Here is a 26,271-nt window from a genome sequence, read left to right as displayed (position 1 = left end):
GCCGCCATCCGCAAGCGCAACCGCCCGCACCGTTGCCGGAAGCCATCACCTGTTGCGCAGAGCACGCAGGGGAGCCCCCTATCCTCCGAAGAACGCGTCCCGCACCGTCTCCTCCGAGAGGCCGGCCGCCGGACCGTCCGCCACCACACGACCCAGCCGCAGCAGGATAGCGCGCGGAGCGATGGAGAGGGCACGGGCGGCGCTTTGTTCGGCGAGCAGCACGGCGGTTCCGTGGGCGGCGATGCGGCGGACGGCGGCGAAGACCTCGTCGGCCAGCTTGGGCGACAGGCCGAGCGACGGTTCGTCGAGCAGAAGCAGGCGCGGCCGCCCCATCAGCGCACGGCCCAGGCTCAGCATCTGCTGCTGGCCGCCGGACAGGCGCCAGGCGCCTTCCCCGCTCTTGCGGGCGAGGTCGGGGAACAGGGCGAAGACGCGCTCGACATCCTGCGCGCGGTCGCGGGCGGCGGCCAGTCCGGCGACCTCCAGATTGTCGCGCACGCTCATGCCGGGAAAGACCCGCCGCCCCTCCGGAACATAGCCGATGCCACGGCGCACCCGTGCCTCCGTCGCCAGCCCGGCAAGGTCGTCGCCGTCGAAGCGCAGCTCCCCCCGCGCCGGGACGAGGCCGAGCAAAGCCTTCAACAAGGTGGACTTCCCGGCCCCGTTTGCGCCGAGCAAGGCCACCGTCTCCCCCGCGGCAAGGGTCAGCGACACGTCGTCGAGCGCAAGCGACCCGCCATAGCCGGCGCTCAGGCCGCGGATGGACAGCAGCGCGTTCATGCCGGCCTCGCCGGGCCGAGATAGGCGGCGACCACCGCGGCGTCCCGGCGCACGCCGTCGGCCGGGCCGTCATAGATCACCCATCCACGGTCGAGGCACAGCACGCGGCCGGCCAGTGGCAGCAGGAAGCCCATGTCGTGCTCCACCAGCAGGATCGCCATCCCCTCGCCCGCCAACTCGCGCAGCAGGGCGGCCAATTCCGCCTTCTCGCCGTCGGTCAGGCCGGCTGCCGGTTCGTCCAGCAGCAGCACCGCCGGGCGGCGGACCACTGCCCGGGCCAGTTCCACCCGCCGCCGCAAAGCCGCCGGCAACCCGTCGCAGAAGCGGCCGGCAAGATCGCCGACGCCGAGCCGGTCGAGCGCCCACCGCGCATGCGCCTCCGCCGTTTCGATGTCTGGGTCGATGGCGAGGCGGGCGGCGGCCACCGCCTCCAGCACGCCGACGCCCTGCGGCAGCGTCGCCGCCTGGAAGCTGCGGGCCAGCCCGGCGCGGGCCAGTCGGTCGGCACGGGCGCCGGTCATGTCGCGGCCGGCAAGCAGCACCCGCCCGCCGTCCGGCCGCTCCAGCCCGGACAGCAGGTTGATGACGGTGGTCTTGCCCGATCCGTTGGGGCCGATCAGGCCGGTGATGCCGCCCGGCGGCAGGTCGAACGAGACGCCGTCCACCGCACGCACGCCACCGAAGGATTTCTCCAGCCCGTCCACGGTCATGCCACCTGCCGGGCCACATTCCAGGATCGAGGCCCGCGGCGGCTCCTGCGCGGCGGGCAGCGGGCGCGGACGGCGACCGGTCAGGCGGAAATGGACTGCGCGGTCGATCAGGCCGGTCAGTCCATCCGGCGCCAGCAGCACGGTCAGCAGCAGGGCCATGCCGTAGACCACCAGATAGCCGCGCTCCAGGAAGCGGAACCATTCCGGCAGATGCAGCAGCAGCACGGCCCCCAGCACCGCCCCGGCCATCCGTCCGCGCCCGCCGACGATGGCGATGGTGAGGATCGAGACCATCACCGGGAATTCCAGCACCTCCGGCGAGACGACGCGCTGGGTGTGCACCGCCAGCGCCCCGGCGGCCCCGGCGAACGATGCGCTGATGCCGAAGGCGGTCAGCCGCAGCCGGCCGACGTCGAGCCCGAGCGTCGCTGCCGCCAGCGGGTCGTCGCGCAGGGTCTCCAGCGACCGGCCGAGCCGGCCGCGCGTCAGCCGCCAGCCGGCCAGCCCGCCCAGCGCCACCAATCCCCAGACCAGCGCCGCCATCGGCAGCCCGCGCGGCACCGCCCAGCCGAACAGCACCACCCCCGGCACCCCGGCCAGCCCGTTTGCGCCGCCGGTCAGCTCCGGCAGATTGACCGCCAGCAGATGCAGCACCTGCGCGATCCCCAGCGTCGCCAGCGCGAAATAGTGCGACTCCAGCCGCAGCACCGCCAGCCCGACCGGCAGAGCCACTGCCAGCGGCACCAGCAGCGACAGCGGAAAGGTCGCCTCGAAGCCCAGCCCGTAGCGGCTGCCGAGGATGCCCGTGACATAGGCGCCCACGCCGAAGAAGGCGCCCTGCGCCAGCGACAGCGCCCCGCCCAGCCCGAAGACGATCTGGAAACCGAAGCCGGCCAGCGCATAGACCCCGGCGACGGTGAGGACGCGCAGGCCGTAGGGAGTTGCGAAAGCGAACGCATAGATCAGCAGGGCGAGGGCAGCCGCGGACAACACGGCATCCGCCCCTCTCCAGCGAGGGAAGCGCCTCTCACCCACGGCGCCGCACCGCTTCGCCGAACAGCCCTTGCGGCCGCAGAACCAGGATCGCCAGCAGCGTCAGGTACAGCGCCCCCAGCGCCACCGGGTAGGACAGCACCGACGACACCCCCACCTCGAACAGTGCGATCAGCAGCGCCCCCACCACCGCGCCGGGCACCGACCCCCAGCCGCCGATCGTCACCGCGATGTAGGCCTTGAGGATCAGGTCACCGCCCGATGTCGGGGTGACGAAATAGCGGTTGGCGAGCAGCAGCCCGGCCGCCCCGGCGCAGGCGGCGGCGATGGCGAAGGTCACCAGGATCATCGCGGTGACCGGCACACCGCAGGCGCGCGCCATCTCCGGATCCTGCGCCGTCGCCCGCAGCCGGCGGCCGAGCTGGGTGCGGGCGAACACCCATTGCTGCGCACCGATCAGCAGCGCCGCCACCGCGATGATGGCGAGCGATTGCACCGGCAGCGCCAGCCCGCCGACATGGAGAGTGTCGTCGACGATCAGCGGCGGGGCGGCGCGCGGCTCCGGCCCGAACAGGATGGCGGCGCCGTTCTGCAGGATGATGCCGACGGCGATGGTGCTGATGAAGACCGACACCGGCGGCCGGCGCCGCAGCGGCAGATAGGCCGCCAGCGCCAGCAGCAGCCCGAGCCCTGCCATCAGGACCAGCACCGCCGGCAACAGCACGATGCCCGGAAGAGGAATGAGCGGCGCGAGCGCCACCGCCAGCAGGCCGCCGGCCATCACGAGGTCGCCCTGGGCGAAATTCACCGCCGAGGTGGCGTTCAGCACCAGAACGAATCCGAGCGCCACCAGGGCGTAGGCCGCCCCCAGCGCCAAGCCGTTGACCAGCAGTTGAAGCGCCGCCATCCGTCACTTCGCCGCAAGCGTCGGGTCGTCGTAGCGCTTCACCAGCGCCGGCACGCGGCTGGTCCCGTCATAGCAGACGATGACGGCGGAATGGGCCATGTTGCCCTTGCCGTCCGACCGGTAGGTCATGGCGAGGCCCTGGAAGGTCCCGGCCGCCAGCGCCTTGCGGATGGCGTCGGGGCTGCGGGCGCCGGCCTTCACCGCCTCCAGCACCATGGTCATGCCGTCATACTGGCCGAGCGCGAAGGCGTCCGGCTCCTTGCCGAAGGCGGCGCGGTAGGCGTCGGTGAAGGCCTCGACCTCCGGTGTGCCGCCGGAAACCGGCGAAGCCGCCGTCTCGGCGCAGACGCCCTTCAGCTCCGCCGGCTCCAGCAGGGCCGCGGTGCTCGGCTGGTGCATGGCGGAGCCGGCGACGATCGGCACCGTCACACCGCTGGACGCCGCCTGCTTCAGCAGCAGCGCGGTCGGGCCGGAATGCAGGTGCAGCACCAGCACGTCGGGCTTGGCGGCCAGCGCCTTGGTCAGCACCGGCAGCAGATCCTTGGCGGCTGGGTCCACCCCCTCCTCGAACACCGGGGTGACGCCCAGCGCCTTGAAGGCGGCGTCGAGATGCGCCTTGCCGCTCTGGCCATAGGCGGTGGTCTGGTAGATGACGGCGGGCTGCCGCTTGCCCAACTCCTCCACCACATAGCGGGCATGGGCGGATTTGGTCACCGCGTCGCCGGGGAAGAATCGGAAGACCCAGGGGTTGCCCTGCTCGGTGATCGATGCGGTGCCGGAGACGGTGACCAGCGGAAGCTTCAGCTCCTGCGCCAGCGGCAGCATCGCCAGCATCTGGGTGCCGAGCATGCTGGCAGCGACCGCGCCCACCCTGCCGCTGCCGGCCGCACGCTCCAGCGCCGTCACCGCCGCTTCCGGCGAGGTGCCGGTGTCGACCACCTCGGATGCGATGGCGATGCCGGCCGGGGTCTGCTTCAGCGCCAGCACCGCGCCGTTGCGCTGGCTGGTGCCCTCCAGCGACAGGAAGCCGGTCAGCGGCACCAGCACCGGAAAGGACAGGGCGTCGTCGGCCCGGGCGCCGGGGAATGCACCGAAGGATGCCAGCGCCGACGTGGCCGCCAGCAGGCCGATCAGAAGGGAAAGCGTGCGCCGCATGACCTGTAACTCCCTACGCGCGCCGGCAGCGTGGCGACGCGGAGGAACGGAGCCGCCTTGCGGATCCGGTCGGCTCCCTTCGCCGGCATGACCCGGATCAGGTTCGATGGGTGTGTCTCAGCCCATGCGTCCGCACAGCATGCGTCGGCACAGGCACCCCAGCCGTGAACGAGCGGCGAGAGTGTCGCCGCCAAGCGCCTGTTGTCAAGAACCCAGCCGGCGGCGTGCCATCATCGTTTCACGATGCAGGATATAGAGGCCGCTGCCGATGATGACCATGGCACCGACCAGCACCGGCACCGTCGGCAGGTCGCCGAACACCAGCCAGCCGAACAGGCTGGCCCACACCATGCCGGTATATTCGAACGGCGCCACCACCGCCGGCGGTGCCCGGCGGAAGGCCTGGGTCAGCAGAACCTGGGCCCCGGCGCCCAGCACCCCCACCAGCGACATCAGCCCCAATCCGAAGGCGGTCGGCGCCGTCCAGACCGGGACCGCGAGCGCGCCGCTGACCACCGTCGTCGTCAACAGGAGATAAAGCACGATCGATGCGCTGGTCTCGGTCCGCGACAGGCCACGCACCGCCAGCGCCGCCAGGGCATAGAACAGCGCGGCGACCAGCCCGACCAGCACCGGCACCAGCGGCGCCCCGGCCGATGGCTGCGCCATCACCACCACACCGCCGAATCCCACGACAACGGCGGCCCAGCGGCGCCAGCCCACCGGCTCGCCCAGCAGCGGGGCCGACAGCGCAGTGATGAACAGCGGACCGGCGAAGCTCAGCACATAGACGTCGGCGAGCGGCAGTTCCCTGAAGGCATAGAAGAAGCAGCCCATCGAGATCAGGCCGGCGAAGGCGCGCCAGACATGGCCCCAGGGCCGCCGTGTCCGCATCGCGGCAATCCCGCCGCCGCGCACCAGCGTATAGCCGCCCACCAGCAGGAAGGCGACCAGCGAGCGCACGAACATCAGCTGCGGCACCGGGTAATCGGCCGTCAGGACCTTGATCAGCGTATCCATCGCCGCGAACAGCAGGATGGCGATCAGGAAGCAGCCGACGGCATAGGGAACCGAATCGGCCTCGGCGGGCAGCAGATCGGCGGTCTCGGCGTCGGTCATGGCAGGGAATCGGGACGGCAATGGCGGAAGATGCCCACATTATGGGCAATCCCCATCGCGTCCCAATGCCACAACCGCAGGTCAGACCGGCGTGGAATTTCGGCGGGGTGGGGGCATCGTCAGCCGACACCTCACCGGGTCAGCACCATCACCAGCCGTTCCACCGGCGCGTCGTTGACCAGATGCGAGTCGACGATCTCGTCGATGTCCTCCGGCGTTTCGGGCCGATACCAGATGCCTTCCGGATAGACCACCATCAGCGGACCGGCGGAACAGAAGCCGAGGCATCCCGTCATCGCCATGCCGATATCGGCCAGCCCCTTGCCCTGGATTTTCTGGTCAAGCCGCTGCCACAGCGGATGGGCGCCATTGGCGGCGCAGCTACCGCGGGGATGGCCGGGCGGGCGCTGCTGGGCGCAGCAGAAGACGTGGTGGCGGAAGGTCTGCGGAACGTCGAGCGGCATCGGGCGTGCTCCATGGCCATACAGTTTGTATGGGTAATGATCATGCCAGATTGCTGCGCCGCGGCAAGATTTTTGTAATGCTTCTAAGTTGGGGATCAGCCTCGATCCGCCTGCGGACGAAATGCTTGGTCAGCGCAGGGGTTGCCGGTTAAGACTCCAGGCATGGGTTGAACAGGAGACGCCGGTGGTTCTGAGCGGGTCGGTCAGGGGACAGCCGGGCGCCGTGCCGGGCTGGGTCGGGTATGCGCTGCTGCCGGTCCTCAACCTCGTCGCGGCCTTCGTGCTGTCGGGGCTGGTGATCCTGGTCATCGGCGAGAATCCGGTCGACGTGCTGTCGCTGATGCTGACGGAGGCGGTGGGCTACCCGGAGGCCATTGGCTACACCCTCTACTACGCCACCGACTACATCTTCACCGGATTGGCGGTCGCCATCGCCTTCCATTGCGGACTCTTCAACATCGGCGGCGAGGGACAGGCCTATCTGGGCGGGCTCGGCGCCGGGCTGGTGGCGCTGGCGCTGACCGGCTGGCCCTGGCCGGTGGTGGCCTTGCTGGCGGTGCTGGCCTCGGCACTGTTCGGAGCCGCCTGGGCCTTCATTCCGGCCTGGCTGCAGGCCAAGCGCGGCAGCCACATCGTCATCACGACGATCATGTTCAATTTCATCGCCGCCTCGCTGATGACCTGGCTGCTGGTGGACGTGCTGATCCGCCCCGGCAGCCAGTCGCCGGAAACCCGCGAGTTCGATCTCGGCGTCTGGCTGCCGTCGATGGACCGGGCGCTCGGCTGGTTCGGCATCGCCATCCCGGCCTCGCCCCTGAACCTGTCATTCCTGTGGGCGCTGGCCTGCTGCGCCCTGTTCCATCTCTTCCTGCGCCGGACCCGCTGGGGCTACGAGCTGCGGACCGTGGGGAGGAACGAACGGGCGGCGGTCTATGCCGGCATCTCGCCCGCCCGGAACATCATAATCGCCATGCTGATCTCCGGTGCCCTGGCCGGCTTCGTCGGCGTCAACGAGATCCTGGGGGTGCAGCATCGCGTCATCCTGAACTTCACCGGCGGGGTCGGCTTCGTCGGCATCGCGGTGGCGCTGATGGGGCGCAACCATCCTGTCGGGATCATCCTGGCGGCCCTGCTGTTCGGCATCCTGGCGCAGGGCGGCGGCCAGCTGTCCTTCGACTATCCGACGATCAACCGCGAACTGGTGATGGTCATCCAGGGTCTGGTCATCCTGTTCGCCGGAGCCATGGAAAACCTGTTCAAGCCGCAGATCGAGGCGCTGTTCCGCCGCCGCGGGGCGCCAACGATCCCAGCCGGCCCGACCGAAGCCGGCCCCGGCGGAACGGGGAGGAGCTGAGCGATGGAGGACGCGCTTCTACTGGCGTTGCAGCTGCTCGGCGCCACGATCCGCGTGGCGACGCCGCTGGTCCTGGCGGCCTTCGCCGGCCTGTATTGCGAGCGGGCCGGCGTGGTCGACATCGGGCTGGAGGGCAAGATGCTGGCCGGCGCCTTCTTCGCCGCCGCCGTCGCCTCGGCCACCGTCAACCCGTGGCTCGGGCTGCTGGCCGGCATCGCCGCCGGGGTGGCGCTGGCACTGGTCCACGGCTTCGCCTGCGTCACCCACAACGGCAATCAGGTGGTGTCGGGCATGGCGATCAACATCCTGGTCGCCGGGCTGGCTCCGACGCTGGCCTATGCCTGGTTCCAGCAGGGCGGACAGACCCCGCTCCTGCCGTCCGCCGCCCGCCTCCCGGCAGTGGATTTGCCGGGAATGGACGCGCTGGCCGGCGTGCCGGTGCTGGGGCCCGCCCTGCAAATGGTCTGGCGGGAGCTGATCGACGGCAATAACATCCTGATCTGGGTGACGCTGGCGCTGGTCGTGACGACGCAATGGGTGCTCTACCGCTCCCGCTTCGGGCTGCGGCTGCGGGCGGTCGGCGAGAATCCGGCGGCGGTCGACACCGCCGGCCTGTCGGTGGCAAAGCTGCGCTATCAGGCGCTGCTGGTGACCGGCGCGCTGACCGGCATGGCCGGCGCCTATCTGTCCACCGGACACGGCGCCGGCTTCGTCCGCGACATGACCGCCGGCAAGGGATACCTGGCGCTCGCGGCGCTGATCTTCGGCAAATGGCGGCCCGGCCCCACCCTGTTCGCCTGCCTGCTGTTCGCCTTCACCGACGCGGTGCAGGTCCGCCTCCAGGGCGTGGCGCTGCCGGTGATCGGAGTCATCCCGGTGCAGTTCATCCAGATGCTGCCCTATGTGCTGACCGTCCTGCTGCTGGCCGGTTTCGTCGGCAAGGCCGTCGCCCCCAGGGCCAGCGGCATCCCCTACGTCAAGGAGCGCTGACGGTCCCGCGCACCGTCGCTAGGCGACGATCCCGGCATCGTGCAGGCGGCCGATCTCGGCCGACGGCAGGCCGAGCAGGCCGGCCAGCACCGCGTCGGTGTCCTGTCCCAGCCGGGGCGCCGGCCGATGGTCGGCGCGCTCGCCCAGCCCGGGAAAACCGAGCGGCGATCCGGGAACCAGCAGCGGCCCGACCCCGGGCTGGTCGATCTCGCGGAACAGCGGGTTGGCGGTGGAGCAGCGCGCATCCTCCGCCACGAGCTGGCCGAAGTCGCGATACGGCCCCCACAGCACGCCCGCCCCGGCGAAGGCGCCCTCCACCTCCGCCAGACTGCGTGCGGCGAACCAGGGGGCGAGCACGGCGGAGATGGCATCGCGCGCGTGGAAACGCCCGCCCTCGTCATCCATGTCGACACCCATCAACGGGCCGATCATCGCCAGCCGGTCGGCCAGCCCAGTCGCCTTGCCCAGCGCCTTCCACTGGCGGTTGGAGATGGCGACGACCATCGCCCGCCGTCCGTCGGCGGTGGCGAAGTCGCGGCCATAGGCGCCATACAGATCGTTGCCCATCGGCGGACGCACGGCACCGTTCACCCGCACGTCGGCGAGGTAGCCGAGATTGCCGACGGTCGCCAGCATCACGTCGGCCAGCGCCACCGTCACCTCCTGCCCCCGGCCGGTGCGGCGGCGGTGGCGTTCGGCCGCCAACAGCCCGGTGGCGAGGTACAGGCCGGCGGCGACGTCCCAGGCCGGCAGCACATGGTTGACCGGCTCCCCTCCGTGCCCGGTCGCCATCGGGAAACCGCTGGCACAATTGACGGTGTAATCCACCGCCGCCGATCCGTCCGGGTTCCCGGTCAGCCGCAGCATGATCAGGTCGTCGCGCTTGGCGGACAACGCCTCGTACCCCATCCAGCCGCTGGCCGGCAGGTTGGTCAGCAGGAAGCCGGCATCCTCACCCGACGCGGTGATGATCGCCTGGGCGATCTCCCGCCCCTCCGGCTGGTCGAGCGCCAGGGCGACCGACCGCTTCGCCTTGTTCAGCGCCGTCCAATAGAGGCTGGTGCCGTTGGGCGCCAGCGGCCAGCGCCGGTAATCGATGTTGCCGCCGATCGGGTCGATGCGGATCACCTCCGCGCCCAGTTGGGCCAGCGTCATGCCGCCCAGCGGAGCGGCGACGAAGGCCGAGACCTCGACGACGCGCAGGTCGGATAGCAGCGAGGACATGTGAGGGGATTCCGGTCGGTGTGAACAAAGGATGGATCAGGAGGGGGCGCCGCGGCGCCCCGGCCTCACAGGCAAAGAGGCCTCACACGCACCGCCCGCCGTCGACCTCCAGCACCACGCCGGTGATGAAAGCCGCCTCGTCGGACGCCAGATACAGCGCGGCGTTGGCGACGTCCGACGGTTGGCCCAGCCGGCCGAGCGGGACGATGCCCAGCATGCGCGCCCGCTTCTCCGGGGTGTCGCCGCCCATGAAGGTGGCGAGCAGCGGCGTCTCGGTGGCGACGGGGGCCAGCGCGCAGACGCGGATGTTGTCGGGCGCCAGCTCCAGCGCCAGCGACTGGGTGATGTTGTGAACCGCCCCCTTGGTGGCGTTGTACCAGACCAGCCCCGGACGCGGCCGCAGCCCGGCGGTGGAGCCGAGATTCAGGATCACGCCGGACTTCTGCGCCCGCATCGTCGCCACCACCGCCTTGGAATAGAGATAGATCGACTTGACGTTCAGGGCGAAGACACGGTCGAACTCCTCCTCGGTCACCGCTTCGAACGGGCCGTTGGCGTGGGTGGAGCCGGCGTTGTTGACCAGGATGTCGAGCCGCCCGAACGTCTCGACCGTCGTGGCGATGGTCATCTCCACGTCGGCGGTCTTCGTCACGTTGGCGGCGATGCCGACGGCGTTCCCGCCCAGACGCTCCGCCACCGCACGGGCGGCGTCGCCGTTGATGTCCACGACCGCCACGCGGGCGCCCTCGCGCACGAAGGTCTCGGCCATCGCAAGGCCCAGGCCCTGCGCCGCTCCGGTGACCAGGGCGACCTTGCCGTCCAGGCGCTTCGTCATTCTCGGTTCCTCCCCAAGGGATTATGTGATCGGGGGGAGGCTATCCGCGCCGGACCGGCGGTGCTATGGACCATCCGTCATAACTGCTATCAGCCCCAAAAGCATATCAGGGCCCGGCATATCGGATGCCGGCCGGATCAGGGCGCGCCGGTCTCCCCCGCGCTGCCGGGGGCGACGACCTTGCCCTTCAGCACGCCGTTGGCGACGCATTTGACGACCTCCGCATGGATCAGCCGCAGCAGGGCGCGCGTGGCCTTCGACACCGGCTGATGCAGCGGGGTCGCGGTGACCAGCATGGCGTGCATGTCCTTCGATGCGATCTCGCGCGCAACCAGCCGGCCCTGGCGCACCTCGCGGTGGACGGCGCCGAAGGGGAGGATCGTCGATCCCATCCCCTCCTCCACCAGCTGCTTGATCGCGGTGACGGAATCGATCTCCATATCGACCTGCAGATCGATGTCGGCCCGCCGCACCGCCGCATCCACCACCCGGCGCAGGCCATTCTCCAGTCCGGGCAGCACGAAATGCAGGTCGCCCAGCATCTCCACCCCGACCGGCCCGTCGTCGACGGCCCCGGCCTCCTTGGCGGACTGGACCAGCAGCAGGTTTTCGACCAGCAGCGGCGACGACAGCATGCTGCGCCCGCGCCGGGCATCGTAGAGAACGGCGAGATCGAGCCTGCCGCCCTCCACCCATTCCAGCAGCGTGCCGCTGAACACCTCGTGGATGCGCAAGGTGGCGTCGGGATAATTCTCGTGGAAGCGGCGGGCCAGCGGGGCGCCCAGCGTGGCGCAGATCGACGGCGGAAGCCCCAGCGTGACCGAGCCGGTCAGGCGTTCCGACTGATCCTGGATCTCCTCCTTGATCTCGGCCAGCGCCCCCAGCAGATGGCGCACCACGTCATACAGCTTGCGTCCTTGCTGGGTCAGCGAGACGCCGCGGCCATGGCGGTAGAACAGGCTGGTGCGCAGCTCGTGCTCCAGCTTCTGGACCTGCCGGCTCAGCGCCGGCTGGGTGATGCCCAGCTTGACCGACGCCTTGGAAAAGCTGCCAAGGTCGGCCACCTGAACGAAATAGCGCAGTTCCAGAAGTTCCATGGCGGGCGGGTCTCGTCTTTCGGTCTCCCCGTCGAATAGCGAATACGCCGGTATGGCACAAGCGTGGTCGCGGCAGGTCAGTTGCACCCGGCCGGCAGTCCTCAGTTGCAGTCCTCAGTTGCGGCGCGACAGCAGACCGCGGGCGACGACCTGGGCCTGGATTTCCGCGGCGCCCTCGAAAATATTCAGGATGCGGGCATCGCACAGCACGCGGCTGATCGGATATTCGACGGCATAGCCGTTTCCGCCGTGAATTTGCACCGCGTTGTCGGCGTTCGACCAGGCCACCCGCGCCGCCAGCAGCTTCGCCATGCCCGCCTCGATGTCGCAACGGCGGTCGCCGTCCTTCTCGCGCGCGGCGAAATAGGTCAGCTGGCGGGCGATCATCGTCTCCACCGCCATCCAGGCCAGCTTGCCGGCGACCCGCGGGAAGGCGGTCAGCGGACGGCCGAACTGGACGCGCTCCTGGGCATAGCGCAGGCCTAGCTCCATCGCGTTCTGCGCCACGCCGACGGCGCGGGCGGCGGTCTGCACCCGGGCGGACTCGAAGGTCGCCATCAGCTGCTTGAAGCCCTGGCCCTCGACGCCGCCCAGCAGGTTCCCGCGCGGAACGGCGAAGCCGTCGAAGCCGATCTCGTATTCCTTCATGCCGCGATAGCCCAGCACCGGGATCTCTCCGCCGCTCATCCCCTCGGCCGGGAACGGGTCCGCCTCGGTGCCGCGCGGCTTCTCGGCCAGCAGCATCGACAGGCCGCGATAGCCGGGGGCGTCCGGATCGGTGCGTACCAGCAGCGTCATCAGGTCCGACCGGCTGCCATGGGTGATCCAGGTCTTCGCCCCGGTGACGCGATAGGTATCACCCTCCAGCACCGCGCGGGTGCGCAGGCTGCCCAGGTCGGAACCGGTGTTGGGCTCGGTGAAGACGGCGGTCGGCAGGATCTCGCCCGAGGCGATGCGCGGCAGCCAGCGCGCCCGCTGCTCGGCGGTGCCGCCCATGCGGATCAGTTCGGCGGCGATCTCCGCGCGGGTGCCAAGCGAGCCGACGCCGATGTAGCCGCGCGACAGCTCCTCCGTCACCACGCACATGGCGAGCTTGCCCATGCCGAGCCCGCCATCCTCCTCCGGCACGGTCAGGCCGAACACGCCCATCTCCGCCATCTGCTCGACGACGGCGAGCGGGATCAGCTCGTCCTTCAGGTGCCAGTCATGGGCATGCGGCTCCACCGCGTCGGCGACGAAGCGGCGGAACTGGTCGCGCACCATGTCCAGCGCCTCGTCCTCCAGCGCCGCGGCGCCGAAGCCGCCGCCATGCAGCGCGTCGGCCAGCAGTTCGGCGATGCGCAGCCGCAGGCCGGATGCGTTGCCGGCGGCGATCAGCCGGCGGACCGGATCGATACGGAAGGCGGCCCGCTCCTCCTCGTCCAGCCCGAAATCGGCGGGGCGGACGATCTCGCCCTGGCTCATCGCCAGACCGCCGTCGAGCTGGGCCAGATACTCGCCGAACGCCGCCTGGAGCATGCAGGATTCCAGCTCGCCCAGCCGGCCGGCGCGGTCCAGCCGCTCCGCCCAGCCGCGCATCTGGCGCAGCGCCTCGGCATAGGTGGCGACCCAGGCGAAGCCATGCGCCGCCACCTGATGGCGGTCGAGCGCTGCGGCATCCACGCGGCCGTCCGGCGCCACCAGCGCCGCGACGCCACGTTCGGCGGCCTGGGCCAGCCGCGCCACCGCGTCGAGCGCCGCCGCCGTGGCCGGCAGCAGGTCGGGAAGCAGAAGCGGCAAGCCGGTGGTGGTGGAAGCCGTGGAGGTGGAAGACATGGCGCGTTTCCTCGGTTCTTGTTGTCCAGTCCGGCCGCCGCGGGGGACGGCCGGGTCGTCACTCCGCCGCAGCAGCCTTTTCGCGGGACGGCAGGGAAACGGCGAGCCCGGCGAAGGCCTGCTCCACCAGCCGGCGCTGGTCGGCGTCATGGTCGCCGTGGAAGCTGCCGGCCGGCGAGGCCGCCTCGGCGCGGGCCACGCAGGCGACGCGCGGCTCGGCACAGCCGGCCGATGCCCGCACCGCCTCCAGCCGGCGGTCGAGATAGCTCCAGGCGCCCAGATTGCGCGGCTCCTCCTGCACCCAGACGCAGGAGGCACCCGGCCAGCGGCGGAACAGCGCCGACAGCTCGGCCTCCGGCAGCGGATACAGCATCTCCAGCCGCACCACCGCCGCCTCCTCGGCCCCCAGGGCGGCACGCTCGCGCTCCAACTCGTAGGCCAGCTTGCCGCTGCACAGCAGGATGCGCTCCGCCCGCTCCCCGGCGGTGGCGACGACCGGCCGGAACCCGGTGCCGGGCGCAAGGTCGGCCAGCGCCGACACCGCGGCGGGCAGGCGCAGCAGCGTCTTCGGGCTCAGCACCACCAGCGGCTTGCGGTCGCGGCGCAGCATCTGCCGGCGCAGCAGGTGGAAGTAGTTCGCCGGGGTGGACGGGTGCGCCACCCGGATGTTGTCGCGCGCCGCCATCTGGAGGAAGCGTTCCGGCCGGGCGGAGGAATGCTCCGGCCCCTGCCCCTCCAGCCCGTGCGGCAGCAGGATGACGAGGCCGGAGGGCTGGCGCCATTTGTCTTCGGCGCTGACGATGAACTGGTCGATCATGATCTGGGCGCCGTTGGCGAAGTCGCCGAACTGCGCCTCCCAGATCACCAGCGCGTCGGGCCGCTCCAGGCTATAGCCATATTCGAAGCCGAGCACGGCATATTCGGACAGCGGACTGTTGATCACCTCGAAGCGGGCCTGTTCCACCCCAAGATGGTTCAGGCTGACATGGCGGCGTCCGGTGACGGCATCGGTCAGGGCGAAATGCCGGTGGGAGAAGGCGCCGCGCACCACGTCCTGGCCGGTCAGCCGCACCGGCACCCCGTCGGCCAGCAGGGTGGCGAAGGCCAGCGCCTCACCGGTCGCCCAGTCCAGCGGCTCTTCGGCACGGCGGCGGATGACTCGCTCGACCTTGCGGTCGGCCGCAAACCCGTCCGGGATGGCGGCCAGCGCCGCCAGCAATCCCTGCAACCGGTCGGCCGCGATGCCGGTGTCCGGCTCGGCAGGAGCCGTGCCGCCGGAGGCGAAGGGCGTCCAGCGGCCGCCGGGGAAGCCGTCATGGTTCGGCCGGTGGTCGGATGCCGCGGCCAGCGCCTGCTGGAAGCGGGCCTTGTGGTCGGCGGCCAGAATCTCGGCGGCATCGGCCCCGACCACACCGTCGGCGGCCAGCCGCCCGGCATAGAGGGCACCGACCGGCGGGTGCCCCTCGATCGCCTTGTAGTCCAGCGGCTGGGTGAAGCGTGGCTCATCGATTTCGTTGTGCCCGTTGCGGCGGTAGCCGACGAGGTCGATCACCGCATCTCGCCCATGCGCCTGACGGAAGGACACGGCGAGGTCGGCAGCCCGCAGCGCCGCGTCCGGATCGTCGGCATTGACGTGCAGGATGGGGCTGTCCACCGCCTTCCACAGGCCGGTGCAATGGAGCGAGGTCCGCGCCTCGTCACGCTCGGTGGTGAAGCCGATCTGGTTGTTGACGACGATGTGGATGGTGCCGGCGACGGTGAAGCCGGCGACGCCGGACAGTTGCAGCGCCTCGGTCACGCTGCCTTGGCCGATCACGCTGGCGTCGGTGTGCAGCAGCACGCACAGCACTTGGCCTGCATCGCCGCCCTGATCGCGGGCCAGATCCTGGCGTGCCCGCGCCCGGCCCATGATGACCGGGTTGACCGCCTCCAGATGCGACGGGTTGGGCGACAGGGTCAGCGCCAGCGTCCGGTCGCCGAAGGACAGGCTGCTGTCCACCCCCATGTGATAGGGCACGTCGGCGGGAACCGGCGGGTCGGCCAGGAACGGATGCATGCCCTTGATGCCGGCGAACAGCTCGACCAGCGGCTTGCCCAGCACATTGGCCATCAGGCTGAGCCGGCCGCGGTGCATGGTGCCGACCTGAACCTCGGTGACGCCCGCCGCCGCAGCCGCCGCGAGGATGCGGTCCAGCAGGGGGATCAGCGTCTCGATCCCTTCCGCCCCGAACCGCTTCTTCGTCGGATAGCGGGTGCCCAGCAGCCTTTCGAACTCCTCCGCCGCGCTCAGCAGCGCCAGCGCCCGGCGACGGGCCTCGGCCGGAGGAACGGCGTCCGCACCCTCATAGGCCTCCTGCAGCCAGGAGCGCAGCGCCGGATCGTCGATATGGGCGGTCTCCAGCGTCAGCGTCCCCTGGTAGAGCCGGCGCAGCCTTGCGGTCTCGGCATCCTCGGACACCGGTGCCGCAGGGGGGGCGTTGCGGCCCAGCGGATCGAGGCCGGCGACAGCATGCCCACGCTGGCGGATCTCCTCGCGCAGCAGCAGTGGCGACGGGTCGGCCACCGCAGGACCGGGTGCCGGAGCCCCTGGAGCGACGGCGCCCAGCTCGTCCAGGATCTGGAAGACGGCGCGCCAGCTCACATCCACCGAGGCGGGATCGTCGCGGAAGCGTTCCTGCAACGCTTCGAGATAGGCGGCCCCGGCGGCGTTGAGCGGGGAGGACAGCCTAGACATGGCGCACACCGTTCATGCGATTGGACATCCGTCGGTTGATGGCGGTTGGAGGGGCGGTTGGGAAAAATCCTCCACAGACTATCGGCCGGCCGCGCCGTGCGGAGCGCATGGCGTGCCTGTACCAGATATTCATTGCGGGCATAGCAAACCGTCCGTTCCGGCCCCGGTTCCGAAGCCTGCCGCCGGGTTTGGCCTGATAATCCGTATGACTGACGGCTTGCCCAGCTTATGGCTGGTATGCCCACGAAACACATTCCTCTGTGCGGTGGGTTGCTCCACTGTCAGGGTCACACTTCGTCCCCGGCCGTTCCCGGACAATCCTTGCCGATCCCTGGAACACACGCCATCCACTCCGCGGAATATGCGCAAAGGAGAAAGCGCGGGCATCGTCGGAGATCGGAAAACCGGGTGGTTTCCCAGCGTCACCGGGAAGAGCGATCTCTTTCCGACAACAGAGACAGAACGCGCCAGGCCGGCATCATGCCGTCACACAACAAGAATTTCGGGAGGAACAACAGCATGAAGCGTCGTCAATTCTTCAAGGGTGCCGCCGTCGCCGCCGGTGCCTCCACGCTCGCCGCACCGGCCATCGCGCAGTCGGAGCCGACGATCCGCTGGCGTTGCGTGTCCAGCTTCCCGAAAAACATCGACGTGCTCTACGGCAGCGCCGAGGTGATGGCGAAGAATCTCGCCGAGGCCACCGACGGCAAGTTCCAGATCCAGGTCTTCGCCGCTGGCGAGGTGGTCCCGGCGCTTCAGGCGCTGGACGCTGCCAGCAACGACACGGTGGAGATGTGCCACACCGCGTCCTATTATTATGTGGGCAAGGATCCGACCTTCGCCTTCGGCTGCTGCCTGCCCTTCGGCCTGAACACCCGCCAGCAGAACGCCTGGTTCTATCACGGCGAAGGCGGCAAGCTCCTGGAGGAGTTCTATGCCGGCTACAATCTGAAGGCGCTCGCCGGCGGCAACACCGGCTCCCAGATGGGCGGCTGGTTCCGCAACGAGATCAAGAGCGTCGACGACCTCAAGGGGCTGAAGTTCCGCATCTCCGGCCTGGGCGGCCAGATCCTGGCCAAGCTCGGCGTGGTGGCGCAGCAGGTCGGCGGCGGTGACATCTACCCGGCGCTGGAACGCGGCACCATCGATGCCGCCGAGTTCAACGGCCCCTATGACGACGAGAAACTCGGCCTCTACAAGATCGCGCCGAACTATTATTATCCGGGCTGGTGGGACGGCACCTCGCTCCAGCATTTCTTCATCAACACCAACCGCTGGAACAGCCTGCCCAAGCATTACCAGGCGGCCCTGACCGCATCCGCGGCACTGGCCAACATCGACAGCGTGGCGCGCTACGACGTGCTGAACCCGGCAGCCCTGAAGCGTGTGGTCGCCAACGGCGCCAAACTGCGCGCCTTCCCGCAGGACGTGCTGCAGGCCAGCCACAAGGCGGCGATGGAGCTCTATGACGAGCTGTCGGAGAAGAATCCGGCCTTCAAGAAGTTCTACGAGAGCTACCGCCGCTTCCAGAACGATTCGAACCTGTGGGTGCAGGCATCGGAATACGCCTATGACAGCGCGGTCCTGCGCCTGACCCGGCGCTGACCCGCCGCCAATCCTGCGATTTCCCAGCCATGACCGGGTTCGGCACAGCCGGCCCCGGCCATGGCGTCGTCGCGGCGTTCGCGACCGGCCATTCCGGGAGAAGCTGCCCCCATGACGAGCCCCACCCCCTCCCCCCAGATGACGGCCCCCCTGATGACGGCCCTGATCGGGGCTTGCCGGCTGGTCGACGCGGTCACCGCGCGGCTGGGCAAGGCGATATCCTGGCTGATCCTGCTGGCGATCCTGGTGTCGGCCGCCAACGCCGTCATCCGCAAGCTGTTCGACGTCAGCTCGAACTCGTGGCTGGAACTGCAATGGGTGCTGTTCGCCGCCGTGTTCCTGCTCTGCTCGCCCTGGACGCTGAAGGAGGACGAGCACATCCGCATCGACATCGTCAACGCGATGCTGACCAAGCGCGCGCGCGACGGCGTGGACCTGTTCGGCCATCTGGCCTTCCTGCTGCCCTTCAGCCTGGTGATGATGATCACCTCCTGGCCGTTCGCCCTCGCCTCCTTCGCGATCGAGGAACAGTCGATGAATGCGGGAGGCCTGCCGCAATGGCCGGCGAAGCTGCTGATTCCGCTGGGTTTCACCATCCTGTTCATCCAGGGCCTGTCCGAACTGGCCAAGCGGGCCGCGGTCATGACCGGCCATCTGGAGGAATCGGCCCAGCGGGCCGGAGGCCATCAGGCGGCTGCCGAGGCGGAGGCCGAAAGGCTGCTCGCCGCCGAGCGCGAGCGGTCCACCCATCCCGACACCATTCCCAGCCGGTAGGCGCGCGATGAGCATGACATCCCCCTCCCTTTCGCCGCGCGCCGTCCGGCTGTCCGTCATCTCCCTGCTGCTGCTGGCAGCGGTCGCCGTGGCGCTCTATGTGCTGCCGGTGCCGGGTGCCGGCGCGCTCGCCGAACAGGACGGCTGGCGCGGCTGGTTCGGCCACAACATGGCGCCGATCATGTTCGCCGTGCTGGTGGTCATGCTGCTGCTGGGCTATCCGGTCGCCTTCGCGCTGGCCGCCAACGGCCTGCTGTTCGGGCTGATCGGCATCGAACTCGGCCTGTTCCGCCCCGACCTGTTCCAGGCGCTGCCGGAGCGGGTCTACGGCACGATGAACAACGACGTGCTGCTGGCGGTGCCCTTCTTCACCTTCATGGGGCTGGTGCTGGAACGCTCCGGCATGGCGGAGGATCTGCTCGACACCATCGGCCAGCTGTTCGGATCGATCCGCGGCGGCCTCGCCTACGCCGTCATCTTCGTCGGCGCGCTGCTGGCGGCGACGACCGGCGTGGTCGCCGCCTCGGTCATCTCGATGGGGCTGATCTCGCTGCCGATCATGCTGCGCTACGGCTACGACCGCCGGCTGGCGTCGGGCATCATCGCCGCCTCGGGCACGCTGGCCCAGATCATCCCGCCGTCGCTGGTCCTGATCGTCATGGCCGACCAGCTCGGCCGCTCCGTCGGCGACATGTACGAGGCCGCCTTCGTGCCGGGCCTGCTGCTGTCGAGCCTGTATGCGCTCTACGTCTTCGTCGTCTCGATGGTCTTCCCCAAGGCCGCTCCCGGCCTGCCGCCGGAGGCCATCGCCTATCGCGAGCCGAACGGGACGCGCGGCGTCTGGCAGCTCGGCCTGCTCGCCCTGTTCTCGGGCGCCGTCGCCTATTGGGTGATGGGCCGAACCGGGGTGAAGTCCGGTGCCGACTATGTCGTGCTGCTGCTGTCGGTCGCAGTGCTGGTGGCCTTCCTGGCCGCCACCTTCAACCGGACCTTCGGCGCGCAGCGTCTGGTCCTTCAGGCCGCGGTGACGGCGGCGCTGACCGCGGGGGCGGCGTGGCTGACGCTGAACGGCTGGACCAGCTGGGCGTTGCTGGGCGATTCCGTTGCGGCGGGTGCGCTCTACGCCCTGGCCGTCGCGCTGGTGGAACGGGCGAGCGGCCGGCGCCTGATCTCCCGCATGGCCGAGCAGGCGACCTTCGTCATGGTGCCGCCGCTGGCGCTGATCTTCCTGGTGCTCGGCACCATCTTCATCGGCCTCGCCACCCCGACGGAGGGCGGTGCCATGGGTGCCGTCGGCGCGCTGGCGCTGGCGGCGACGAAGAAGCGGCTGACCCTCGACATGATGCGTCAGGCCACCTATTCGACGGCGAAGCTGGCGGCCTTCGTGCTGTTCATCCTGATCGGCGCGCGGGTGTTCTCGCTGACCTTCTACGGCGTCAACGGCCATGTCTGGGTCGAGGAGCTGATGGTCTCGCTGCCGGGCGGGCAAATGGGTTTCCTGATCGCGGTCAGCGTCATGGTGTTCCTGCTCGCCTTCTTCCTCGACTTCTTCGAGCTGGCCTTCATCGTCATCCCGCTGCTGGCCCCGGCGGCGGACCGGCTCGGCATCGATCTGGTGTGGTTCGGCATCATCCTGGCGGTGAACATGCAGACCAGCTTCATGCACCCGCCCTTCGGCTTCTCGCTGTTCTTCCTGCGCTCGGTGGCGCCGAAGCTGCCCTACATCGACCGCGTGACGAAGAAGGAGACGGCGCCCGTCCTGACCAGCCAGATCTATTGGGGAGCGGTGCCCTTCGTCGTCATCCAGCTGGTGATGGTGGCGCTGGTGATCGCCTTCCCGCAGATGGTCATGCATTACAAGTCGACTGCCGTGAAACTCGACGACAAGCAGATCGAGGAGCAGTTCCAGGGCCTGGGCGACAATCTGGACGACATGCTGCCGCCGCTGGAATTCAAGTGAGACAGGAAGGGAAAGCGATATGCGCATCGCCGTCGTAGGGGCCGGCGCCGTGGGCGGGGCGCTCGCCGGATATCTCGCCGCAACCGGCCGGCACGACCTGTCGCTGCTGGCGCGCGGCGCCCATCTGGCGGCGATCCGCGAGCGCGGCCTGACCGTCCGGACGCCGAAGGACACGCTGACCTGCCGGCCGCGGGCCAGCGACGACGCCGCCGATCTGGGTCCGCAGGACGTGGTGATCGTCACCGTCAAGGGGCACGGGCTGCCGGCCTTGGCCCCGGCCTTCCCGGCGCTGTGCGGGCCGGACACGCTGGTGGTGGCGGCGCAGAACGGCATTCCCTGGTGGTATCTGCACGGCGCCGGGAACGGCGTCGCGGCGGAGCCGCTGGAGGTGGTCGATCCCGGCGGCGCCATGTGGTCGGCCATCGGCCCGGAGCGGATCGCCGCCTGCGTGATCGAGGTGCTGCCGGCCCGCATCGTCGAACCGGGCGTCGTCGCCCACACCGCCATGCCGGTGCTGGCCTTCGGCGCGCCGCGGCCGGGCGACCATGCCGACCGGCTGGCGGCGCTGGCCGACAGCTTCGCCGCGGCAGGCGCCACCGCCCGGCTGCCCGCCGACATCCGCGTGCCGCTGTGGAGCAAGCTGATGCTGAACATGGCGGTCGGCCCGACCAGCGTGCTGACCGGCGCCACCATGGGCGCCATGGAGCAGGCCCCCGGCATGGCCGCCGTCCAGGGCCGGCTGATGCGCGAATGCCTCGCCGTCGCCCGCGCCTGGGGCGTTGAGCTGCCCGACGACATCGACGAGCGGCTGGCGCGCGGCAGCGGCGTCCCCGGCCACAAGCCGTCGATGCTGCAGGATTTCGAAGCGGGACGCAGCATGGAGATCGATCCCATCGTGACCGCCGTCCTGGAGTTGGCCCGCCGCCGCAGCGTGCCGGTGCCGACCATCGAGACGCTGTGGGCGCTGACCGCCCTCAAGGAGCGGGTGGCGCACACCGGCTGATCCCGGCCGCTATCGCCGCCCCGAACGAACCGATTTCCGGAGAAGACCCGACATGCCCCCCGATACCCGTCCGCTCACCAATTTCATCGCAGGCAGCTGGCGGCCGGGCCGCGACCGGCTCGACATCTTCAATCCGTCGGACCTGGACGAGCTGGCCGGCTCCTACTCCCTGGCCGGCGCCGACGACGTGGCGGAGGCGGTGGCCGCCGCCCGTACCGCCCAACCGCGCTGGCGCGCCGCCACGGTCGAACAGCGTTCCCTGGTGCTCGACGCCATCTCCCGCGCGCTGTTCGACGGCAAGGACGAGCTGGCGCGGATCGCCGCCGCCGAAGGCGGCAAGACCATCCCCGACGCGCTGGGCGAGATCACCCGCGCAGCCCATCTCGCGCGCTTCTTCTCGGCCGAAGCGCTGCGGGCACCGGGCGAGACGCTGGGCTCGGTGCGCCCGGGGGTCGAGGTCGACGTGACGCGCGAGCCGGTCGGCGTCATCGGTCTGGTGACGCCCTGGAACTTCCCGGTCGCCACGCCGATGTGGAAGATCGCCCCGGCGCTGGCCTTCGGCAACGCGGTGATCTGGAAGCCGTCGGAAAAGACCCCCGGCATCTCCATCGCCGTCACCCGCATCATCGCGGCGGCGCTGGAGGCGCACGGCATGCCGACCGGCCTGTTCAATCTGGTGATCGGCGCTGGTCCGGAGGTCGGCGCGGCGGTGGTCGACGCGGTGGACGCGGTGTCCTTCACCGGGTCGGTCAACACCGGACGGCGCATCGCCGTGCGCTGCGCCGAGCGCATGATCCGCGTCCAGCTGGAGTTGGGCGGCCAGAATCCGCTGGTGGTGCTGGGCGATGCCGATCCGGAACGCGCCGCCGACATCGGCGTCAACAGCGCCTATTTCCACGCCGGCCAACGCTGCACCGCCACCGGCCGCTTCATCGTCGAGGACAGCATCCACGACGCCTTCGTCGCCGCGATGGCGGAGCGGATGGCGGCGCTGCGCATCGGCCATGCCCTGTTGCCGGAAACGCAGATCGGCCCGGTGATCGACGAGTTCCAGCTGACCAAGAACATGCAATACATCGACACCGGGCTCGGCGAGGGCGCCCGGCTGGCGTCGGGCGGCACCCGGCTGGAGCGGCCGACCCGCGGCTGGTTCCTGGCCCCGGCCCTGTTCACCGACACCAGCAACGCCATGACCATCAACCGGGAGGAGGTGTTCGGCCCGGTCGCCAGCGTCATCCGCGTCAGGGATTACGAGGAGGCGCTGGCCGTCGCCAACGACACCGACTATGGCCTGTCGTCGGGCATCATCACCAACTCGATGAAGCATGCCCGCCATTTCCAGGCCAACATCCAGGCCGGCATGACCATGCTGAACCTGCCGACGGCAGGCGTCGACTATCATGTCCCGTTCGGCGGCCGGAAGATGTCGAGCTATGGCCCGCGCGAGCAGGGACGCTCGGCCATCGAGTTCTACACCATCATCAAGACGGCCTACCGCGCGCTGTGACGCAGGCCCGAAGCCCAGGGAGAGCTCCCTTGCCGAACGACATCCAAACCAGCGGGCAGAGCAGCGGACAAACCGCCTTGCGGCCGGACTTCGCGACGGCCGTGCTCGCCCCCATCCGCGCCATCGTCGGCGACCGCGGCCTGATCACCGACCCCGACACCATGAAGCCGTTCATGGAATCCTGGCGGGACGGCTGGGTCGGCCGGTCGCCGGCCGTGGTGCTGCCCGACAGCACCGAGGATCTCGCCGCCGTCGTGCGCATCTGTGCCGAAACCGGCACGCCGATCGTGCCCCAGGGCGGCAACACCGGCCTGACCGGCGCCAGCCAGCCGCATGCCGACGGGTCGGAGATCGTCATCTCCACCAACCGGCTGAACCGCATCCGCGAGATCGACATCGACAACGACACGATGACGGTCGAGGCCGGCTGCATTCTCGCCAACATCCAGAACGCGGCGCGCGACGTCGGCCGGCTGTTCCCGATGAGCCTCGCCGCCGAAGGCTCCTGCCAGATCGGCGGCAACATCGCCACCAATGCCGGCGGCGTGCAGGTGGTGCGGTACGGCAACATGCGCAACCTCGTGGCCGGGCTGGAGGTGGTGCTGCCCGACGGACGGATCTGGGACGGGCTGCGCGGCCTGCGCAAGGACAATGCCGGCTATGACCTGAAGCAGATCTTCATCGGCTCGGAAGGCACGCTGGGCATCGTCACCGCAGCGGTGCTGAAGCTGTCGCCGCTGCCGCGCGCCACGGCGACGGCGCTCGTCGCGGTGTCGGCCCCCAGCGACGCCGTCGATCTGCTGACACGTGCCAAGGGCGTGGCCGGCGACCGCATCGTCACCTTCGAGCTGATCCAGCGCGCCTGCATCGACGTGGCCCGCCGCCATGTGCCGGACGTGCCCGATCCCCTGCGCGACCGCTATCCCTGGTACGTGCTGGTGGAGCTGGCCGACCAGGATTCGGGCAACCGGCTGGCCGAGATGCTGGAAGCCATCCTGGAAGCGGGGATGGAGGCCGGCGAGGTGCTCGACGGGGTGGTCGCCGCGTCGAAGGCCCAGGGCGATTCGCTGTGGCGTATCCGCGAAGGCATCCCGGAAGGGCAGAAGCGCGAAGGCGTGTCCTTCAAGCATGACGTCTCGGTGCCGATCTCGCGGGTGGCGCGCTTCCTCGACCGCACCGACGCGGCTCTGGAGCGGGCCTGCCCGGGCATCCGCCCCTTCTCCTTCGGCCATCTCGGCGATGGCAACATCCACTACAACCCGATCCAGGCGGAGGACGGCGACCCGGCCGAATGGCGGGCGAAGTTGGCGACGGTCAACGCCATCGTCCATGACATCGTCGTCGAACTCGGCGGCTCGATCTCGGCCGAGCACGGCATCGGCCGGCTGCGCATCGACGAGATGCCGCGCTACAAATCGGCGGTCGAGCTGGAGATGATGGCGACGCTGAAGCGCGCCTTCGACCCGCACAACATCATGAATCCGGGCAAGATCCTGCATTCCTCCGGGGTGGCGCCGTGACGTTCGACCATCTGAAGGACTGGATCGGAGGGGTCGAGCTGCGGACCGACATCGCCGCCGCCGCCCCGCTGGCCGGGCTGGCCGCGACGCTGGACCACGACACCCCACCCTGGCCGGCGGGAGAGCTGCCGCCGCTCGCCCATTGGCTGCATTTCCTGCCCCGCGCGCCGCAGCGCGAAATCGGCGCGGATGGGCATCCGCACACGGGCGGCTTCCTGCCGCCGGTGCCGCTGCCCCGGCGGATGTGGGCCGGCAGCGACATGCGTTTCCTGGCCCCGATTCCGCTTGGGGCGGAGATGCGCCGCACCTCCACCATCGAAGCGGTGGAGCACAAGGCCGGCCGGTCGGGCGACATGGTGTTCGTCAGCGTGCTGCACGAGATCGCGACCGATGCCGGCGTCGCCATCCGCGAGCGGCAGGACATCGTCTATCGCGAAGCCGCGAAGCCGGGCGAAGCGGCACAGCAGCCGGCTGCCGCCACCACCGAGTCCCTGCCCGCCGCCGACTGGAGCCGTGGCATCACCCCCGATCCCGTCTTGCTGTTCCGCTATTCGGCGCTGACTTTCAACGGCCATCGCATCCATTACGACCGTCCCTATTGCCGGGACGTCGAAGGCTACCCCGGGCTGGTGGTGCATGGACCGCTGACCGCGACCCTGTTGATGGATCTGGTGTTGCGCAACATCGGTAGCCGACAGGTCTGCGGTTTCCGCTTCCGCGCCCGCCGTCCGCTGTTCGACACCGCGCCCATCTCCCTGAACGCGGCGGACAGGGGGGACGGCCGGATCGACGGCTGGGCCGCCGGGCCGGACGGCGCGGCGGCCATGACCGCCGAATTCGCGGTCGCGCCATGAGCGGGCTGCTGACTGCCGGACAGCCCTGCCGCAGCTGGCTGTTCACCCCTGCGACCCGGCCCGACCGTTTCGACCGTGCCGCCCGATCCGGTGCCGATGTGCTGATCATCGACCTGGAGGACGCCGTTCCGCCGGCCGACAAGGCGGCTGCGCGCAGCACGGCGCTGGACGCTTTGGCCACGCCGCCGGCCGTTCCGATCCTGCGGGTGCTGCGCATCAATGCGCCGGTCACGCCCGATGGGCTGGAAGATCTGCTGGCGCTGATCCGCGGGCCGCAGTCCGCCCGGCCCGATTGCCTCATCGTGCCGAAGGTCGACAGCGCCGAGACGATCCGCTGGATCGACACGCTGCTGACCGGAGCCGGAACCCCGTTGCCGCTGGTGGCGCTGATCGAATCGGCCCGCGGCGTCGCCGCAGCGGAGGACATCGCCGGCGCATCGCCCCGGCTGGCCGCGCTGTTCTTCGGCGCCGCCGACCTGTCCGCCGACCTCGGCTGCGCCACCGCCTGGGAGCCGTTGCTGTCGGCGCGCTCCCGGCTGGTCAACGCCGCGGCGCTGGCCGGCATCGAAGCGGTCGATTCGCCCTTCTTCGCCCTCAACGATGCCGCCGGGCTGGAACGGGAGACAGCCGCCGCCCTGGCGCTTGGTTTCGGCGCGAAGGCGGCGATCCACCCCGGCCAGATCGCCACCATCAATGCGACCCTGACCCCGACCGAGGCCGAAGCCGCCCAGGCACGCCGCATCCTGGCGGAAAGCGCCAAGGGCGTCGCGGTGGTCGATGGCCGCATGATCGACGAGGCGATGGCGCGCAAGGCCCGCCGCATCCTGTCCCGCGCCGCGAACGCGGCCCAGCCGCAAGAGGACTGACCTCC

21 protein-coding genes and 1 riboswitch are annotated in these 26,271 nt (G+C 70.0%); of the genes, 10 read left to right on the top strand and 11 right to left on the bottom strand.

The genetic code is table 11. The annotated features are described in order from the left end of the window. Positions 1 to 78: 78 nt before the first annotated feature. The 6 genes from AL072_RS22145 to AL072_RS22120 form a co-directional block, all read right to left on the bottom strand. Entirely contained in the window at positions 79 to 780 is a 702-nt protein-coding gene (locus AL072_RS22145) for an ABC transporter ATP-binding protein (RefSeq protein WP_045584346.1), read from the bottom strand. Continuing rightward, a complete protein-coding gene (locus AL072_RS22140; protein ID WP_144428337.1) occupies positions 777 to 2,483 on the bottom strand; it encodes a branched-chain amino acid ABC transporter ATP-binding protein/permease in 1,707 nt (568 codons plus the stop codon). Before AL072_RS22140 ends, AL072_RS22145 begins: the two co-directional genes overlap by 4 nt. 34 nt (positions 2,484 to 2,517) lie before the next feature. Then, positions 2,518 to 3,390 (bottom strand): branched-chain amino acid ABC transporter permease, encoded by an 873-nt coding sequence (locus AL072_RS22135; RefSeq protein ID WP_045584344.1) that lies wholly within the window; start codon positions 3,388 to 3,390, stop codon positions 2,518 to 2,520. Positions 3,391 to 3,393: 3 nt separating this feature from the next. Next, positions 3,394 to 4,545: an ABC transporter substrate-binding protein gene (locus AL072_RS22130; protein WP_045584343.1), complete on the bottom strand. Its 1,152-nt coding sequence runs from the start codon at positions 4,543 to 4,545 to the stop codon at positions 3,394 to 3,396. Positions 4,546 to 4,602: 57 nt separating this feature from the next. Next, positions 4,603 to 4,716: riboswitch (TPP riboswitch) on the bottom strand. Positions 4,717 to 4,749: 33 nt separating this feature from the next. Then, positions 4,750 to 5,664, bottom strand: a complete 915-nt coding sequence (locus AL072_RS22125; protein ID WP_045584342.1) for a DMT family transporter — start codon at positions 5,662 to 5,664, stop codon at positions 4,750 to 4,752. A 131-nt stretch (positions 5,665 to 5,795) separates the two neighbouring features. Next, positions 5,796 to 6,128, bottom strand: coding sequence for a (2Fe-2S) ferredoxin domain-containing protein (locus AL072_RS22120; protein ID WP_045584341.1), 333 nt, complete (start codon positions 6,126 to 6,128; stop codon positions 5,796 to 5,798). A 184-nt stretch (positions 6,129 to 6,312) separates the two neighbouring features. On the opposite strand from AL072_RS22120, the gene AL072_RS22115 reads away from it, so the two are divergent. Together AL072_RS22115 and AL072_RS22110 are read left to right on the top strand one after the other, a co-directional pair. Next, complete coding sequence (locus tag AL072_RS22115) at positions 6,313 to 7,482, top strand: ABC transporter permease (RefSeq protein WP_045584340.1); 1,170 nt, start codon at positions 6,313 to 6,315, stop codon at positions 7,480 to 7,482. A gap of 3 nt (positions 7,483 to 7,485) precedes the next feature. After that, a complete protein-coding gene (locus AL072_RS22110) occupies positions 7,486 to 8,472 on the top strand; it encodes an ABC transporter permease (RefSeq protein ID WP_045584339.1) in 987 nt (328 codons plus the stop codon). Between the two features lie 18 nt (positions 8,473 to 8,490). On the opposite strand, the gene AL072_RS22105 is transcribed toward AL072_RS22110, so the two are convergent. The 5 genes from AL072_RS22105 to AL072_RS22085 all read right to left on the bottom strand — a co-directional run bounded on the left by AL072_RS22105 (position 8,491) and on the right by AL072_RS22085 (position 16,177). Continuing rightward, positions 8,491 to 9,696, bottom strand: coding sequence for a CoA transferase (locus AL072_RS22105; RefSeq protein ID WP_045584338.1), 1,206 nt, complete (start codon positions 9,694 to 9,696; stop codon positions 8,491 to 8,493). A gap of 82 nt (positions 9,697 to 9,778) precedes the next feature. Then, on the bottom strand, positions 9,779 to 10,531 hold the full coding sequence (locus AL072_RS22100; protein ID WP_045584337.1) for a glucose 1-dehydrogenase: 753 nt from the start codon (positions 10,529 to 10,531) through the stop codon (positions 9,779 to 9,781). Between the two features lie 137 nt (positions 10,532 to 10,668). Next, positions 10,669 to 11,628 (bottom strand): LysR family transcriptional regulator, encoded by a 960-nt coding sequence (locus tag AL072_RS22095; RefSeq protein WP_052710253.1) that lies wholly within the window; start codon positions 11,626 to 11,628, stop codon positions 10,669 to 10,671. A gap of 114 nt (positions 11,629 to 11,742) precedes the next feature. Further along, positions 11,743 to 13,443 carry an acyl-CoA dehydrogenase family protein gene (locus AL072_RS22090; protein ID WP_045584336.1) on the bottom strand — a complete coding sequence of 567 codons (1,701 nt, stop codon included), beginning with the start codon at positions 13,441 to 13,443 and terminating at the stop codon, positions 11,743 to 11,745. 58 nt (positions 13,444 to 13,501) lie between these two features. Further along, complete coding sequence (locus AL072_RS22085; protein ID WP_045584335.1) at positions 13,502 to 16,177, bottom strand: 2-oxoglutarate dehydrogenase E1 component; 2,676 nt, start codon at positions 16,175 to 16,177, stop codon at positions 13,502 to 13,504. 519 nt (positions 16,178 to 16,696) lie between these two features. Here AL072_RS22085 and AL072_RS22080 point away from each other — a divergent pair. From AL072_RS22080 to AL072_RS22045, 8 genes are all read left to right on the top strand, one after another. Beyond that, positions 16,697 to 17,782, top strand: a complete 1,086-nt coding sequence (locus tag AL072_RS22080; RefSeq protein WP_045584334.1) for a TRAP transporter substrate-binding protein — start codon at positions 16,697 to 16,699, stop codon at positions 17,780 to 17,782. Positions 17,783 to 17,893: 111 nt separating this feature from the next. Beyond that, positions 17,894 to 18,556 (top strand): TRAP transporter small permease subunit, encoded by a 663-nt coding sequence (locus AL072_RS22075; RefSeq protein ID WP_245636920.1) that lies wholly within the window; start codon positions 17,894 to 17,896, stop codon positions 18,554 to 18,556. A gap of 169 nt (positions 18,557 to 18,725) precedes the next feature. After that, entirely contained in the window at positions 18,726 to 20,516 is a 1,791-nt protein-coding gene (locus tag AL072_RS22070) for a TRAP transporter large permease (RefSeq protein WP_045584668.1), read from the top strand. A gap of 19 nt (positions 20,517 to 20,535) precedes the next feature. Next, positions 20,536 to 21,519, top strand: coding sequence for a ketopantoate reductase family protein (locus AL072_RS22065; protein ID WP_045584333.1), 984 nt, complete (start codon positions 20,536 to 20,538; stop codon positions 21,517 to 21,519). A 52-nt stretch (positions 21,520 to 21,571) separates the two neighbouring features. After that, entirely contained in the window at positions 21,572 to 23,026 is a 1,455-nt protein-coding gene (locus AL072_RS22060) for an aldehyde dehydrogenase family protein (protein WP_045584332.1), read from the top strand. 29 nt (positions 23,027 to 23,055) lie between these two features. Further along, positions 23,056 to 24,546 (top strand): FAD-binding oxidoreductase, encoded by a 1,491-nt coding sequence (locus AL072_RS22055; RefSeq protein ID WP_245636919.1) that lies wholly within the window; start codon positions 23,056 to 23,058, stop codon positions 24,544 to 24,546. After that, entirely contained in the window at positions 24,543 to 25,400 is an 858-nt protein-coding gene (locus AL072_RS22050) for an HTD2 family dehydratase (RefSeq protein ID WP_045584331.1), read from the top strand. The genes AL072_RS22055 and AL072_RS22050 overlap by 4 nt, the downstream gene beginning before the upstream one ends. Beyond that, positions 25,397 to 26,266 (top strand): aldolase/citrate lyase family protein, encoded by an 870-nt coding sequence (locus tag AL072_RS22045; RefSeq protein WP_045584330.1) that lies wholly within the window; start codon positions 25,397 to 25,399, stop codon positions 26,264 to 26,266. The genes AL072_RS22050 and AL072_RS22045 overlap by 4 nt, the downstream gene beginning before the upstream one ends. Positions 26,267 to 26,271: the final 5 nt, after the last annotated feature.

The organism is Azospirillum thiophilum (assembly GCF_001305595.1).
Taxonomy (GTDB): domain Bacteria; phylum Pseudomonadota; class Alphaproteobacteria; order Azospirillales; family Azospirillaceae; genus Azospirillum; species Azospirillum thiophilum.
The sequence above is the reverse complement of the archived record's forward strand: the minus strand, read 5'-3'. Positions and strand labels throughout refer to the sequence as shown.

Coding starts and splice junctions, on each gene's coding strand:
- AL072_RS22075 (WP_245636920.1), top strand. CDS start 17,894: ATGACGAGCCCCACCCCCTCCCCCCAGATGACGGCCCCCCTGATGACG.
- AL072_RS22085 (WP_045584335.1), bottom strand. CDS start 16,177: ATGTCTAGGCTGTCCTCCCCGCTCAACGCCGCCGGGGCCGCCTATCTC.
- AL072_RS22105 (WP_045584338.1), bottom strand. CDS start 9,696: ATGTCCTCGCTGCTATCCGACCTGCGCGTCGTCGAGGTCTCGGCCTTC.
- AL072_RS22145 (WP_045584346.1), bottom strand. CDS start 780: ATGAACGCGCTGCTGTCCATCCGCGGCCTGAGCGCCGGCTATGGCGGG.
- AL072_RS22060 (WP_045584332.1), top strand. CDS start 21,572: ATGCCCCCCGATACCCGTCCGCTCACCAATTTCATCGCAGGCAGCTGG.
- AL072_RS22090 (WP_045584336.1), bottom strand. CDS start 13,443: ATGTCTTCCACCTCCACGGCTTCCACCACCACCGGCTTGCCGCTTCTG.
- AL072_RS22125 (WP_045584342.1), bottom strand. CDS start 5,664: ATGACCGACGCCGAGACCGCCGATCTGCTGCCCGCCGAGGCCGATTCG.
- AL072_RS22135 (WP_045584344.1), bottom strand. CDS start 3,390: ATGGCGGCGCTTCAACTGCTGGTCAACGGCTTGGCGCTGGGGGCGGCC.
- AL072_RS22110 (WP_045584339.1), top strand. CDS start 7,486: ATGGAGGACGCGCTTCTACTGGCGTTGCAGCTGCTCGGCGCCACGATC.
- AL072_RS22065 (WP_045584333.1), top strand. CDS start 20,536: ATGCGCATCGCCGTCGTAGGGGCCGGCGCCGTGGGCGGGGCGCTCGCC.
- AL072_RS22095 (WP_052710253.1), bottom strand. CDS start 11,628: ATGGAACTTCTGGAACTGCGCTATTTCGTTCAGGTGGCCGACCTTGGC.
- AL072_RS22070 (WP_045584668.1), top strand. CDS start 18,726: ATGGCGCCGATCATGTTCGCCGTGCTGGTGGTCATGCTGCTGCTGGGC.
- AL072_RS22120 (WP_045584341.1), bottom strand. CDS start 6,128: ATGCCGCTCGACGTTCCGCAGACCTTCCGCCACCACGTCTTCTGCTGC.
- AL072_RS22045 (WP_045584330.1), top strand. CDS start 25,397: ATGAGCGGGCTGCTGACTGCCGGACAGCCCTGCCGCAGCTGGCTGTTC.
- AL072_RS22130 (WP_045584343.1), bottom strand. CDS start 4,545: ATGCGGCGCACGCTTTCCCTTCTGATCGGCCTGCTGGCGGCCACGTCG.
- AL072_RS22080 (WP_045584334.1), top strand. CDS start 16,697: ATGAAGCGTCGTCAATTCTTCAAGGGTGCCGCCGTCGCCGCCGGTGCC.
- AL072_RS22100 (WP_045584337.1), bottom strand. CDS start 10,531: ATGACGAAGCGCCTGGACGGCAAGGTCGCCCTGGTCACCGGAGCGGCG.